Raw genomic sequence first — 14,795 nt, 5'->3', positions numbered from 1 at the left:
GGTAAATACCTTCATATCTCGAGCATTTCCAACTATTACAGGTAGATGCTTTATCAAAGAATCATAAATAGGAACCCAGAAATCACTTGTTGACTCACATGCAACAACATTACATTTTTCGGATATTACCCAATTTTTAAGGGCTAAAATTCCTTCGTCATCTCTGTTGAAACGTTGCTGTTGTTTTCCACCAGATCGACTGATAATTGTAGCAATGAAAAAGATTTTGTGAATGTCTAGACCACAAGCTTTGTTTATGACTTCAATCATATAACATCACCCAATTTATTTGGGCAGTCGAATTGCCTAAAAGGCCAATTTAGCATCCGTGATCAAAGTCACATTTGAGCCTTCGATGGCAATTCACTGATTAGTTTTCTGACGGTTTTGAAAAACCAAAATAAGGACAACCTTACTGCCCAAGGTAATAAGGGCTTAATAGTCAAAAAAGAGGGCGTAGAGTACTTTCATTGATTTGTGCATGTTATTCGAAGAATTTCATGTACGTTTTCTTCTTTTGATTATGTTCCACAATTTTTTCCAGGAACTCACATACATTTTCTGCCTTTGAACTTTCCATAAAATTGATGAAATTATTACCATTAATAGAATAAAAGACAAATGCATTTGATTTTACGTAATATGTGTTTTTCATCATCAAAGGTTTTTTAAGTGATCATAAACGTTGCGTATTTGCCTTTGTTTGCGGTGAAGATTCATCCAGAAAACCTATGATATACTGTTCATCGGGACCAATATATGCTGGAATTGCTTCTGTTAACTTTTTTAAAACATCTTCGGCGTTTTCAGGTCTTCGATAATCAAGAGTATATGGTTTTGAGTGATACATGTTAAAACTATGCAATATAACTCTTATTTGTTTCTGTGAATACTCTACACCATATTTTTCCTTTATTAACTCTAAAACTTCTCTTGTAGTCCAGTAATCCTTATTTTCCAAAAGGATTCTTAAATCTTTTACTTGCTCGTCAGTAAGCTTAGATTTTCTTCCTCCACCAAAATGTGGTATTAAGGCAGCATAGTCGCCTTTATTCCAAGCGTCTTGCCAGTAATATCCTATTTTCTTAGTCACTCCAACTTTAGTAGCAGATTCTTCAACAGAATCTCCCAAACATCTAAATTTGACAAAATAGAGCCTTTTAAGTACTCTTGAATTGTGTTTACATTTGAGTAAGACGTTGATCTCATCAAGAGTTACCTTTTGATCAATTAGAATGTGTTCTTTCCCCACCATAAGAGAATATAAGCGTGTTAATATGTGTAGTAAGTTGCGTTGAAAACTATAATATAACCAAAAGTTTCTTACTAAAATAAGAAGTAGCAGGGATAGATGGTTGATGACTTTATGAGAACAAAACCCGAAAAACAAATTATTGAACTCAAGTAAGTTTTCAAGCCTATTCCGTGTTTTTACTATTTGACCTTAGTTTGACAGTTTGATTTTTATGTGGGAAGATTGTTTTCATATCCGTTGGAATGATAAGTAATATTATTTCAACAAATTTTTGCCAATTTTTTACTATTCTATTTGACAGATGATTCTCTTTCTCTTGATGGCTATTTTTATGATTTTTGACCAAATTCTTGGTATAGAATTTGACAGATAGCATGAATCTCAGATAAAATCTAGATACTATCTAAAAAGTTAGGTGCCAAAAGTGATAAAATAGGACGAAAATCTCTATAAATTTGCCCTATAGTGATTGTGAAGCTGGAAAATCAGAGTTAATTTTACGAAATTTATGAACACTGTCAATTGATTTTTGACAAAAAATTGAAGCTTGTCAGTAAATTTATTTCATACTGTCAAACTAAGGATTTGATCCAAAAAAGAAGAACAGAACTCAAAACAAACTCCCGAAAACTGTTGTTCACGTAGTTATATATTGTTTTACTGTGTTTTTTGTTAAGCTTAAATGAAGGATAGACTTCACTAAAACGCTAGGGCTATGAGTTATAACTGTTTACTGAACAAAAATTTCTTTTTAAATATAAAACCTTGGATCAATATCTCATGTTTGATTTAAATAATTATAAAAACTGCGTGTTAAATGGAAACTCCTCCAAACTTTCACGAAAAAATTAAAAATAAGCAAATCGCGAAAATTATATATCTACTTTATTAAATCTCCACATTGCAGCAGATAGCATTACAAGGGCGAAGAAAATGAGGCCAAGGAAAGCCACAACTATATCTACTGTAGTATAGATATAGTGATTTCCCATCACGGAGAAATTGGTCCCCAAAGCAAAATAACGAATTCCACCTGCCAGAAGGGTCATCGGGTTAAACATCGATAGAACCTTGAGGAAAGTGGGAAAGCCGTCAATGGGATAAAGGGCGTTACTTACAAAGAAAATGGGCATGCTAACCAGGGTGAGAATAGACTGCATTCCTTCTGGATTTTCAACGGTAATTGCAATCGAACCTGATAGGAAAAGGAAGCCAAGAGTAAAAATCGCTACCAGTAACGTGATACCCACTATTGCGATAAGAGTTTCAATCAGGGTATACCCCTTAAAGAACTCCATTCCTACAAGTCTTCCGAACCCTATTATTATGAAAGTTTGAAAGAGAGCTTTGGTCACAGCGGAAAGTCCAATTCCGAGAATGATATGAGTCCTGGGAACTGGACTTGCAAGAGTTTCCCTCAAAAGGCTGAATTTTTTGTCAAACATGAGGGTAGTTCCTCCAAACAAACTGCTGAACAGTACATCCATTGCAATTATTCCTGCACCCATATACGAAATGTACGCGACTACCGGAACGCCAGGTTCATTTGGAACAAGTGAAGTTAATTTGTCAAAACTATCTGACATAGCAAGCCCAAAGAATGCCAGCCACATTACAGGCTGGACCATTGACGTGATGAGCATCGATTTATATCTGAAGTATTTCACCATCTCTCTCCAGTATATGGCACGAAATTCGAAGCTCATTCAGAAACCACCGCCGTTTCTATTCCTTGTTGTTTTTCATTTCCATTTCCATTTCCGTTTTCATTACCTTCCCTTAATCCATGTCCTGTGTAATGAACAAAAACATCATCCATTGATGGTTTTTTAATATTTACAATTATAATCTCTATCCCCTCTCTCCGAATTTTATCCATAATTTGAGGAAGCACATGAGTGACATCCTCCCCTATCATAATTCTCAGGGATTTTGTATCTTCTGTTACATTTTTAACTGACACCAGTGACCTTAATATCTCTGCAGCAGCTTTATTATCACTTGTTTCCAGGTAAATAAGGTCTTTACCAAGTTTATTCTTCAACTCATTGGAGGTTCCAGTTACGATTATTTTCCCATGGTCAATTATGCTTATTCTGTCGCTCAACTGATCGGCTTCTTCCATATAGTGTGTTGTTAGGAATATGGTAGTGCCCTCTCTCTTAATCTCTCTAAGGTATTCCCACATTCTCATTCTCGTCTGGATATCGAAACCTATCGTTGGTTCGTCAAGAAAAAGGACTGCAGGTTTTGTCATCAACCCTCTTGCCAGCTCAAGCCTTCGCTTCATGCCACCGCTCAGATCTTTTCCCAGGGTATCCTTTTTACTTTCCAGATCTGTAAGTTTTAAAAGTTCCTCGATGCGTTTACTTCTTTCTTTTTTCTTCATCGAGTAAATCCTGCCATGATATTCAAGATTCTCAGATACTGTCATTTCATGATCGAGACAAAGCATCTGGAAAACAATGCCTATCGACCTCCTTACTGAGTTTGGTTCCTTTGCAACATCATACCCGTTAACTCTCGCTTCGCCTTTCTGGAGTTTCCTGAGTGTGGTGAGGATATTAATAACAGTACTCTTTCCCGCTCCGTTTGGGCCAAGAAATGAGAAAATCTCTCCTTGCTTTACAGTAAAACTGATATTGTCAACAGCTTTTATAGAACCGTATGAATGCTCAAGATTGTTTACTTCTATGACGTTTCCGGTCACTCGTTAATCAACCCCTTCCCTCTACCTTATTGGATCACTTCTGTAATTTATGTTAGACCCCAGTATTAGATCCCCTGTTTTAAGTGGATATAAATTTAATAAGTAATTTATTGAAACTATTGAGTTTGAACAAATATCTTGATAGTTTTACACAATTAGTTATGTCTCAGATGGTTTATATAAATAGGAAATAAAGTTTCTAAACTAACCTCTTAGGCACTGTTCTTTTTCATTTAAAAATCTCTAAAATACCTGACAGATCGTCCTGTCCAATCTTACTTCTTAAAATTTGGTCCCTAATAATTTTCCGCTTTTGTTTTCTATTAAAAAGTTTTTTCTTTATTGCATGATAAATAGAAGATTAAAAGAATATGTGAGAGATATCTTTATATTATAGGACGAATTTTCGAATTATAAGTTGATTAAGCTAGATTACAGACTTATTTTAAAAAAAATAAAGGATTTTTAATATTATTTGAATATCTGTAATTCTATAATTATAATTATAATTATATATTTTCATGTTTATGGATAAGATATATATAAATACGTTAACCGATAATGTTATTTTGGGGATAAATAATGGTAGATATTTTGTGACTATCATCGATTATTAGTGTATATCTTAATGACGGATTTGAAAACCTGAAAATAGAAATAATTCTTCTAGAGTAAAAAAGAAAACAATACCTCTAAAATTATGAAGATAGTTTCTATGTAAAAGCTACCACAGAAGGAGTTGAGTATGCAGACCGTTACGCAATCTGCTGTCCTATAAGCCCGAAAAAAGCAGTCGCCAATTTTTAAACCGTATACTTAAAGAAAAGGTACTTTGTCAGCATCCTGTTGAGAAAGCAGTGGACGTTAAATCGAGTAAGGAGAGATTTTACTGGAATCTTCTTTAAGGAGAGAGTGTCATGGAAAGTGCAGTACCCAGAGTATTGAAAACTCCAATACTAGCAATGTATCATGATGATAAACATCAATATCTTACTTTGGAAGTTGAACTTCCCGATGTAGAAAGTGAGAATATTACACTTTTAATGCATGAAAACAGTTTTTATCTAAAAGCATTCAGTAAAAACGTAGAGTACTTGGGATCTTTTTTTCTGGATGGGCCTGTAGATCCAGAGAAAGCAGTTGCAGCCAACAATGGAGGAATGCTTACTATCAAAGTTCCTTATAAAGAAGATTTTACGTGTGCAAGGTATGTTCAGATTGAGTAAGGCAAAGAAGGAATCAATTATTGTAAAATAACTCTAAAAAACTTAATTTTATATCCTATTAATCTTTATTATATTTTTATTTAAATTAACAAGGTTTGTTTTTATTAACACTTATTTGCATAGAGGAGATTTTATGAAAATAATAAAATGTAGTGATCTGGGGTTCAAGTGTAACTTTATGGCTGCTGGCAATGAACTGGAAGAAGTTGAAAATGCTATGCTCGATCATATAGAAAAACAACATAAAAAAGAGCTTCAGAACATGTCCGAAGATGATATTCATCATCTAAAGCACCGAATATCGACTCTTCTAGGAAGAAGCTGTGGCTGCGGAGCTCTGTAACACGGTCATATTATTTGAAAAACGAAAGTTTACCTCTGACTTTTAGGCAAACTTTTTTACAACTTTTTTAATAATTAAGGATTACATTCCAGGATTCCAGTATAAAACCATAGTTCAGAGAGAAGTATATTAAAATTAACTAAAGTAAAAACAGTTTTGAATAGTCTATGTAACTATGGTTAAAACAGAATTGATAGTTATTGCTATTAAGATTCAACGTACAATTTCAATGAGTTTATTTTTTTGACTATTATCAATAGAGTACCTTTTTATCTGTTCACGATTAGTTATCAATTTTCTTGTTTTCATCAAATGCAATCAACTTTTTTGGTAAGCTGGTAGTATGCCAGTTTAGCATGAAAATGCTGCCGTCAGCATGCATTTTCATATAGTTATGCACGTTATTCAAAGAATCTCATTTTTGTTTTCTGTAAAATTATAACTCTTAATAAGTTAGTAGCTTGAGAAGTCAATATTGAGAGAACTGAATTATGCTAAGTACACAAAAATTTGACTTTGAATTTATAGATAATTCGGAACATTGCCGTAGGCTTAATAGTTATGACTAATTTTAGATAATAATCAATTTTGAATAAACCATTTTTAAGTAAACTTTTTAACGAAAGCAGGCTAGTGTCGAGTCAAACAAAAAATGTCGTATAAAATCGAGTGCAGTTATTAGGAATCATTGAATCCTTGATAATTGACTTTAACACTAGAGTAACTCAGGAGCTCAATAATGAGTTTTAAATCTTAGGTCATGAGTTCAGAATCCATAGATAATAATTAAGCAGTGCAGCAAAGCTAACCCACAGGATATAAGGAAATAGTAGATAAGAAGCCATTTTTGAAATTTCTCGGAATTTCAGTATTGTCAGGAAGATTGCAAGCCAGAGTAAAATAATCTCAACAAAAGCATAATAAGGAGATTTTAGCCCAAAAAAGAGAAAAGACCAGATAACATTAAGGCTTAACTGAATTCCGAAAATAAGCATTCCCTTTTTAACTTTTTGTTCTTGCAACCCTTTTTCCCAGACAAGATAAAATGAGATTCCCATAAGTGTATAAAGTATAACCCATACGGGAAAGAATACCTGAGGTGGCGGGGTAAAAGTCGGTTTTTCAAGCAAAAGGTACCAGTTTTCAAGAGAAGACGCTGTAAATATCGAACCTATTGCCCCTGAAAACTGGCAGAGCAATACAGAGACAAGTAACTTGAAAAGATTAATTCTTTGAACCATACCAAATCCGGAAATAATTCTATACCTCGATCTTTATTAATATTTGGGTTGAAAAAACTTTAAGTTTTTGATACTGCTTTTTACAGTATTTTTGCAAAATACATATTGCCGGAAAAAACTCAAATCTAACCCCACATTCAGCAGTATTTTTGAAAATCAACAGTTTTCCTTACGCATTTTATGGACAGATTTGATTAGTTTAAACTATTTACAGATAGTTGTGAAAATTGATTGATATCGTTTCTGGCCTCTAAATACATCACATAGGTGCTTTTGCTTACTGTGTAAAAGTCCGATAAATCCATGTTTAATTAAAAACTGATAGCGGAAAAATATGAGTTTGCGAAATTTACTTAGGAAAGTGAGCTCACTAAGAGACTCACTCTTTTTGGAATTAGCTTTAATGAGATTTATATACATGAGATTAGAAATATATCTAACAATTGGGGCTTAATCATACAAATATTTTCAAAGATAATACAACTTACTATATATCTCAACAGTTTTATATTTCATATGAGATTAGGAAAAATATATATACTATTATATAGGTAAAAGGATACCTAATGCCTAGTCAGGATGGGAAATCAAAATGGTGCAGATAAAAAAATGTATGACCAAAGAAGATGTGTTAGAGGCTGTAAAAGAAAGAGACGTAAAGTTTATCCGTACTCAGTTTACGGATACACTTGGCATCATCAAAAGCTGGGCAATCCCTGTTGAACAGTTAGAAGAAGCCTTTGAAAGTGGAGTAATGTTTGACGGGTCTTCAATCCAGGGCTTTACAAAGATTGAAGAATCTGACATGAAACTTGTGCTTGATCCGTCTACTTTCAGGATCCTTCCCTGGAGACCTACAACTGGAGCAGTAGCCAGGATCCTTGGAGATGTGTATCTTCCTGACGGTCAACCGTTTGAGGGAGACCCCAGGTATGTTCTTAAGAGCGCAATTGAGGAAGCCAAAAAAATGGGGTACTCAATGAATGTAGGTCCTGAAATGGAATTCTTCCTCTTCAGACTTGACGCAAATGGAAATCCAACCACAGAACTTACGGATCATGGAGGGTACTTTGATTTCTCTCCCCTTGACCGTGCACAGGATGTACGTAGAGATATTGATTATGCTCTTGAGCATATGGGCTTCCAGATCGAAGCTTCTCATCACGAAGTCGCACCTTCTCAGCATGAGATTGACTTTAGATTCGGTGACGTGCTGAGCACCGCAGATAATGTTATAACTTTCAAATATGTGGTAAAATCAATTGCATATCACAAAGGATATTATGCCACCTTTATGCCGAAACCTCTTTTTGGAGTAAATGGTTCAGGCATGCATACTAATCAATCCCTTTTCAAGGAAGGCAAGAACGCATTCTATGATCCAGAGGGTACAGATCAGCTTTCTCAGGAAGCAATGTACTATATTGGTGGTCTGTTAAAACATATTAAGGAATTTGCAGCTGTTACAAATCCGGTTGTTAACTCCTATAAGAGAATAGTACCCGGGTATGAGGCACCGGTTTACCTCACCTGGTCTGCAAAGAACAGAAGTTCCCTTATCCGTATTCCTGCAACCCGTGGCAATGGGACAAGAGTTGAACTAAGATGTCCAGACCCAGCGTGTAATCCTTATCTTGCCTTTGCCCTGATGCTCAGAGCTGGACTTGATGGTATAAAGAATAAGATCGATCCAGGAGAGCCGACTAACACGAACATTTTCCACCTTACGGAAAAAGAACGAGAGAATAAAGGTATCCGTTCCCTACCTGCAGACCTTAAAGAGGCAATTGATGAAATGAAATGCAGTGGATTCGTAAAAGAAGTGCTAGGAGAACACGTTTTCAGTAATTATCTCTGTGCTAAAGAGATGGAATGGGATGAATACAAAGCAATTGTTCACCCTTGGGAACTTGAGAAATATTTGAATATGCTGTAAGCATGCCAGAAATCTTAATACCCAAATGGATATCAAAAAAATTTATTATGGTAGAATTAGACAAAATTGTGACAGAACTAAAAGTTTACTTGAAGAGACACACTCCTTCCAGGAAGTGTGCCTTAACTTTTAAAAATAACTCTGCAAACTAGTTAAATATTTTTCACGGGATTTACTAGTCGGGACATATACAATCTTTTAATATTTTTCAAAACTAATGCTTGAAATGAATATTGATATAAAAATGCTTCCCTTCTGAAAAATCCTGGTACTCAAGAACACTACTTTTTTCCAAAGAAATTAATTCAGATATACATTAATAAGCAAATGGCTCTAAAGCCCTAAAGATGATAGTGTACTAGTACTGCGATTCCGAAGTAGGTTCATAAAACTTAACTTTTGAATAGATCCGAAGATCACTGATCTTTCTAGGGAAATAAAGAATTGATTTTGGAATCGAAGCACTAGCTATTAAAAAGGATATTCTAAAGTAAAAGTACAGAGGGTTCTAACAAATATAAATACAAGTCAACTAAAATTAAAAGGTTAAGCCGCTGCGCCTTGTAGCGTTATCTAAAGAACTTTTAACCTGAAAAAGAAACATATATATATTGTCAAATAGGTACTAAATTACTTACTTCCCTTAGTGGTGACCCTCTCGATGTATTATATAATTATAAACCATATGTGAAAGCATTGCTATATATTCACATTATTAAATAATTTATACAAATAGACTTAGTTAAAAATCCATAAATTATGGAAATTGATGAAAAGTTACCCCTGAAACCCAGTTTCTCAGCTGGCAAGTTTTTTGAACTAGTTCTCAAAAATGAGCCACGGAAATAATTCAGAAATTACTGATGGATATATTATATTTATTACATCCATTCCTATCCATTTTTAGAGTGATCAAAATGTGTGGAATAATAGGCTTTATAGACCGAACAAAGTCCAGAATGGACGGGTCGAGCATAAAAGCCGCCCTCAGCCTCATGAATGAAAGAGGTAGTGGAGACGGGGCAGGCTATGCTGCATATGGAATTTATCCCGAATATGCAGACTACTATGCTCTTCATGTTTTCTTTGACAATCTAGGTGAACCAAAAAAGAAGGTAGATGAACTTCTTCAGCAATTAGGAGAAATTGTTCACCAGGAAGAAATCCCGACCACCCCACAGCTGGGCATAAAGAAAGTACATATCCCCTGGAGATATTTCTTTAAGCCTTCAGAAGACCTGATGTCAGGGAAAGCGGCTTCTGAAAAAGATGTTGTTACTTACATAGTCATGGAAGTAAATGCTAATGTAAAAGGGGCTACAATTTTTTCTTCCGGAAAAAATATGGGAGTCTTCAAAGCTTCCGGTTGGCCTGAAGATGTGGCAAACTTTTACAGAATTGAAGATTACAAGGGATATATCTGGCTTGGCCACAACCGTTATCCCACAAACTCTCCAGGTTGGTGGGGAGGGGCTCATCCTTTCAACCTGCTTAACTGGTCAGTAGTACATAACGGAGAAATTACCTCATATGGTACAAACCAGCGCTATGTTGAGGGATACGGATACAAATGCACTGCACTTACCGATACCGAAGTTGTAGCCTATCTATTTGACCTGCTTGGAAGGCAGCATGAGCTTTCTTATGAAACGGTTGTCAAGGCTCTTGCTCCACCTTTCTGGGACGATATTGACCGGATGTCTGCGAAAGAAGCAGAGTTAAATAAGGCAGTTCGCCTTACCTATGGGTCTGCCCTCATGAATGGTCCTTTTGCAATCGTGGTCGGAACAGAGAATGGTATTGTTGGTTTTACTGATAGGATTAAACTGCGCCCTCTGGTAGTTGGTGAAAATGGAAACCGGCTCTATATATCCAGTGAAGAAGCTGCGATAAGAGTACTTGACCCAAAAGTTAAAAATGTATACACTCCCAGGGCAGGAGAACCAATTATAGGGAGGTTTATTGAATGACGCTCGGAAGTGTGCCCCCAAAATTTAAGGTCAGTATTGACCGCGACCAGTGCATGGACTGTGGGCGCTGTATTGAAAACTGTTCATACGGCGTGTACAGGAGAGAAGGCGACAAAATACTGATAGAATCCAGGAAATGTACAGGATGCCTTCGTTGTGTTGCCATGTGCCCAAGGGATGCAATCACGCTTACAGAGAAACCTGTAGACTACCGCAGTCATCCCCTCTGGACCAGAGAAGTCAGAGAGGATATTATTAAACAAGCTTGCAGTGGAAAGATCATTCTTTCAGGAATGGGAAACGCCAGGGATTTGCCAGTTGTCTATGACCACCTTCTCCTTGATGCCTGCCAGGTTACAAACCCGAGCATTGACCCGCTGAGAGAACCAATGGAACTCAGGACTTACATTGGAAAGAAGCCATCCAAACTCAAATTCCGAAAGACCGAAAGTGGCGAAGTAGAGCTCGAAACAAAGCTTGCCCCAAATCTTAAGCTTAATACCCCTATCATGATCGGCCACATGAGTTTCGGAGCTATCAGCCTCAACTCTCAACTCAGTATGGCAAAGGCCGTCACAGAGCTCGGAACTTATATGGGAACAGGAGAGGGAGGGCTCCATGAAGCTCTATATCCTTATCAGGATCACATGATTGTCCAGGTTGCATCAGGTAGGTTTGGTGTAAACATTGATTATCTCGAAAGAGGCGCTGCCATTGAGATCAAGATTGGTCAGGGAGCAAAACCGGGTATAGGTGGACATCTGCCTGGAGAGAAAGTAAGTGAAGAAGTCTCAAAGGCTCGCATGATCCCTATTGGCAGTGATGCAATTAGTCCAGCACCTCATCATGATATTTACAGTATTGAGGACCTTGTTCAGCTTATTAGAAGCCTGAAAGAAGCAACCGAATGGAAGAAACCGGTTTTCGTTAAGATTGCAGCTGTGCATAATGTGGCTCCAATTGCTGCTGGTATTGCTCGCTCTTCTGCAGATGCGGTAGTAATTGATGGGTTCCGCGGCGGAACCGGAGCAGCTCCCAAGGTCTTCAGGGACAATGTGGGAATTCCGATTGAAGTTGCAATTGCAAGCGTTGATCAGAAACTCAGAGAACAGGGTGTCAGAAACGAGATCTCAATTATTGCAAGTGGTGGGATAAGGACCAGTGCAGACCTTGCCAAATCAATTGCTCTCGGAGCAGATGCTGTTAATATCGGGACTGCTGCTCTTGTCGCTCTGGGCTGTAGGGTCTGCGGCAATTGTTATAGAAACCTTTGCCCCTGGGGTATTGCTACTCAGCGTCCAGATCTTGTGAGCAGGCTTGATCCTGAGATCGGAGCAGTTCAGGTCTCAAATCTTATTAAGGGCTGGACTGACGAACTCAGTGAACTTATGGGTGCTGCAGGAATCAACAGTATAGAAAGCCTGCGTGGCAATAGAGACCGTCTGCGTGGGTATATGCTGGACGAAAAAATGCTTGAAATCCTTGATGTACTGCCAGCGGGGGCCTGATTGAAATGAAGACGGTAAAAATTGATGCCAGAGGTATGCATTACACCCCCTTAAACCAGAAAATCAGGGCTGCGATTGCGGATGGAGCAGAGGAAATCATACTCGACAACGTTCTCGGACAGCGCTTTATAGGTGACGGCCTTAGAGGCAATGTCCGCATCATAGTCAATGGGGTTCCCGGAGGAGATCTGGGAATATTCATGAGTGGGCCGACCTGTATTGTACATGGAAATGCCGAACATGCTCCGGGAAACACAATGGATAAAGGAATGCTCGTGATTCACGGAAGTGCAGGAGATGCAGTTGCTCACAGTATGCGTGGAGGAAAAGTCTTCATAAAGAATAATATTGGTTATAGGGGCGGCATCCACATGAAACAATACGAAGTGGAAGCCAGACCTATACTTGTTGTAGGCGGCACAGCCCATTCCTTCCTCGGTGAATATATGGCAGGTGGAATGGTACTCGTGCTTGGTATTGGCAAGGATAAAGCCATGACAGACAGGGGTATCGGAAGCGGAATCCATGGTGGAGAAATTATTATCCGTGGGGACGTAGATGATTACCTGCTTGGAACAGGAGCCAAGAAATTCAAGTTTACCGAAAGTGACCTTGAACGCATTACCCCAATTATAAAGAGCTTCTGCGAGCAGTTTGGGTATGACGCCGCAGAGTTCCTGGACACCAACTATACAAAGATCGGACCTGTAAGCAGCCGTCCTTTTGCAAGCAAATATGTATGGGAGTGATCAGAAATGGCAGAACAGAAACCAATCAGCAAAAGTTACCTTGACCTTAAGTCAAAAGTCTGGGACGAAGGCCTTTGCTCAGGCTGCGGGGCCTGCATTGCAGTCTGCCCTGCTGATGCTCTATACTTCGAAACAGGTGGCGATTCCGCACATCCGAAGAGCAACAACTACTGTAAAGCTGCTGTTGACGGCGTTCCCTGCGGAGCCTGTTACGAGGTTTGTCCGAGACTTGAAGAACAGCCCTCAAGCTTGCTCGGAGAATATCTTGAAATTATTGGTGGGAAAGCTGAGTTTGATATTCCGAAAAAGCAGAGTGGAGGAGCAGTAACAGCAATTCTTGCAAACGCTCTTGATACAGGTCTTGTAGATGCTGTAGTTACGGTTACTGAGGATCCCTGGACCCTCAAGCCGCATTCAATGGTAATTACCAGGAGTGAAGCTCTTATCGGCCAGGCAGGAAGCCGTTATAACTGGTGGGTTCCTCTTGTTTCTTCTCTGAAGGAAGCAGTTGTAAACAGGAAGTACAGGAACATTGCAGTTGTTGGAGTTCCATGCGTTGTCCAGGCAGTTCGCAAAATGCTTGAAACTGACCACCAGCTTGTGGGCCCATACAAAAAGTCCATTCGCTTCATCATGGGGCTTTTCTGCACGGAAAGTTTCGATTATGAAAAACTTGTTGCAGGCAAGCTAAAAAGCGAGTACGCTCTCGAACCCATGAAGGTCTGCCGTATTGACGTTAAAGGCAAGCTCGAAATCACCCTCAATGACGGAATGCAGTATGTAATTCCCCTTACCGAACTTGAGGACACTGTCCGCCCAGGCTGCAGCATCTGCACGGACTTTACAGCCCTTGAAGCTGACATCTCAGCCGGTGCGGTTGGAAGCCCTGATGGCTACACCACTCTTATTGTCCGTACTCTTGTAGGACAGCACATTCTTGAAAGCGCAGTTGCTAACAAGAAATTGAGTATAGGTGGAGAAGTCGATACCGGGATAATTGAAAAACTTGCTAAGAAAAAGCTTAAAAGAAAACCGGAATAAAACCGGAATAATTACTTCAAAACAGATTTGGATGGAGTTATACTCCATCTTTTTTTCTTTCTATTTTTCCAAAGGCAGAACCAAGAACGTTCTAAGCATACTAAAACAAGTTTTCTGCCTCCAGACAATTAGAGTTCGAATAAACCTTCCAGAGAGAATTTGAGCTCCATCAAACATCATTTTTAATGTTTTTTCCTAGAAACTTACTTATATAACTAATTTATGACCAAATCATCCAACTAAAGCGTAATCAATCTAAATTTGAGTTTCTTCTAAGATTCACAAAGCTATTGCGCTGATAGTTGGACTATTTTGCCATAAAATTTAAGTAAACTCTTTTGATACGTGTTATCTGAGAGTTAACAATGTCAAGCAGGATACTTTTCATTATATTGGCAACTTTGCTTTTTTTATCGTTACTATTCAGGTAGCCTTTTTAGGGCTACACAATTTTTCCTCTTTTCGAGGAAAAATTGGATTTACAATGAGTTATTTCTATCTTTGATGAAACGTGAAGAGATTCTTGCTCTGTGTACTTCAAACCCTGAAGTTATTGCAACTTACATTGAGAGTCTTGAATCTCAAATAAAACAGCTTAGTGAAAAATTGCAAGTTTTAGAATCTCGCTTAAATCAAAATAGCAGAAACAGCAGTAAACCTCCTTCTACTGATTTTTTTGTCAAAGGAAAACCTAATCCCAAGAGTCTCCGTAAAAAGAGCGAAAAGAACCCTGGAGGTCAAGAAGGTCATCCAGGAACAACTCTTAAAATGGTTGATAATCCTGATTAGGTAATAGAGCATTCTTTGAACTGCTGC

The 14,795-nt window shown here is 37.9% G+C and carries 10 protein-coding genes and 3 pseudogenes; 8 read left to right on the top strand and 5 right to left on the bottom strand.

Annotated features, from left to right (window positions below; genetic code table 11):
- The 4 genes and pseudogenes from ASJ81_RS02675 to ASJ81_RS02655 all read right to left on the bottom strand — a co-directional run.
- A pseudogene (locus ASJ81_RS02675) lies at positions 1 to 270 on the bottom strand (IS110 family transposase); the annotation flags it as partial.
- A gap of 241 nt (positions 271 to 511) precedes the next feature.
- Positions 512 to 1,255 (bottom strand): annotated as a pseudogene (locus ASJ81_RS02670) (IS630 family transposase); the annotation flags it as partial.
- An 872-nt stretch (positions 1,256 to 2,127) separates the two neighbouring features.
- Positions 2,128 to 2,961 carry an ABC transporter permease gene (locus ASJ81_RS02660; RefSeq protein WP_095643130.1) on the bottom strand — a complete coding sequence of 278 codons (834 nt, stop codon included), beginning with the start codon at positions 2,959 to 2,961 and terminating at the stop codon, positions 2,128 to 2,130.
- Positions 2,958 to 3,965, bottom strand: coding sequence for an ATP-binding cassette domain-containing protein (locus ASJ81_RS02655; protein WP_095643129.1), 1,008 nt, complete (start codon positions 3,963 to 3,965; stop codon positions 2,958 to 2,960). Before ASJ81_RS02655 ends, ASJ81_RS02660 begins: the two co-directional genes overlap by 4 nt.
- 917 nt (positions 3,966 to 4,882) lie before the next feature.
- Here ASJ81_RS02655 and ASJ81_RS02645 point away from each other — a divergent pair.
- Together ASJ81_RS02645 and ASJ81_RS02640 are read left to right on the top strand one after the other, a co-directional pair.
- A complete protein-coding gene (locus ASJ81_RS02645; protein WP_095643128.1) occupies positions 4,883 to 5,191 on the top strand; it encodes an Hsp20/alpha crystallin family protein in 309 nt (102 codons plus the stop codon).
- 133 nt (positions 5,192 to 5,324) lie between these two features.
- Positions 5,325 to 5,534: a DUF1059 domain-containing protein gene (locus ASJ81_RS02640; RefSeq protein ID WP_095643127.1), complete on the top strand. Its 210-nt coding sequence runs from the start codon at positions 5,325 to 5,327 to the stop codon at positions 5,532 to 5,534.
- A 758-nt stretch (positions 5,535 to 6,292) separates the two neighbouring features.
- Here ASJ81_RS02640 and ASJ81_RS02635 read toward each other — a convergent pair.
- A complete protein-coding gene (locus ASJ81_RS02635; protein WP_095643126.1) occupies positions 6,293 to 6,775 on the bottom strand; it encodes a TspO/MBR family protein in 483 nt (160 codons plus the stop codon).
- A 592-nt stretch (positions 6,776 to 7,367) separates the two neighbouring features.
- Between ASJ81_RS02635 and glnA the strand changes: the two genes are divergently transcribed.
- The 6 genes and pseudogenes from glnA to ASJ81_RS02605 all read left to right on the top strand — a co-directional run.
- Complete coding sequence (gene glnA / locus ASJ81_RS02630) at positions 7,368 to 8,711, top strand: type I glutamate--ammonia ligase (protein ID WP_095643125.1); 1,344 nt, start codon at positions 7,368 to 7,370, stop codon at positions 8,709 to 8,711.
- Positions 8,712 to 9,628: 917 nt separating this feature from the next.
- Positions 9,629 to 10,681 carry a class II glutamine amidotransferase gene (locus ASJ81_RS02625; protein ID WP_095643124.1) on the top strand — a complete coding sequence of 351 codons (1,053 nt, stop codon included), beginning with the start codon at positions 9,629 to 9,631 and terminating at the stop codon, positions 10,679 to 10,681.
- The gene (locus ASJ81_RS02620) at positions 10,678 to 12,189 is read left to right on the top strand and encodes a glutamate synthase-related protein (RefSeq protein ID WP_095643123.1); all 1,512 of its coding nucleotides are present in this window, start codon (positions 10,678 to 10,680) and stop codon (positions 12,187 to 12,189) included. Before ASJ81_RS02625 ends, ASJ81_RS02620 begins: the two co-directional genes overlap by 4 nt.
- A gap of 5 nt (positions 12,190 to 12,194) precedes the next feature.
- Positions 12,195 to 12,938, top strand: coding sequence for a GltB/FmdC/FwdC-like GXGXG domain-containing protein (locus ASJ81_RS02615; RefSeq protein ID WP_095643122.1), 744 nt, complete (start codon positions 12,195 to 12,197; stop codon positions 12,936 to 12,938).
- A gap of 6 nt (positions 12,939 to 12,944) precedes the next feature.
- Positions 12,945 to 13,979 carry a Coenzyme F420 hydrogenase/dehydrogenase, beta subunit C-terminal domain gene (locus tag ASJ81_RS02610; RefSeq protein ID WP_095643121.1) on the top strand — a complete coding sequence of 345 codons (1,035 nt, stop codon included), beginning with the start codon at positions 12,945 to 12,947 and terminating at the stop codon, positions 13,977 to 13,979.
- A gap of 501 nt (positions 13,980 to 14,480) precedes the next feature.
- Positions 14,481 to 14,765 (top strand): annotated as a pseudogene (locus ASJ81_RS02605) (DUF6444 domain-containing protein); the annotation flags it as partial.
- Positions 14,766 to 14,795 lie beyond the last annotated feature (30 nt).

Source organism: Methanosarcina spelaei (assembly GCF_002287235.1).
Taxonomy (GTDB): domain Archaea; phylum Halobacteriota; class Methanosarcinia; order Methanosarcinales; family Methanosarcinaceae; genus Methanosarcina; species Methanosarcina spelaei.
This window is presented reverse-complemented; position numbering and strand designations above follow the sequence as displayed.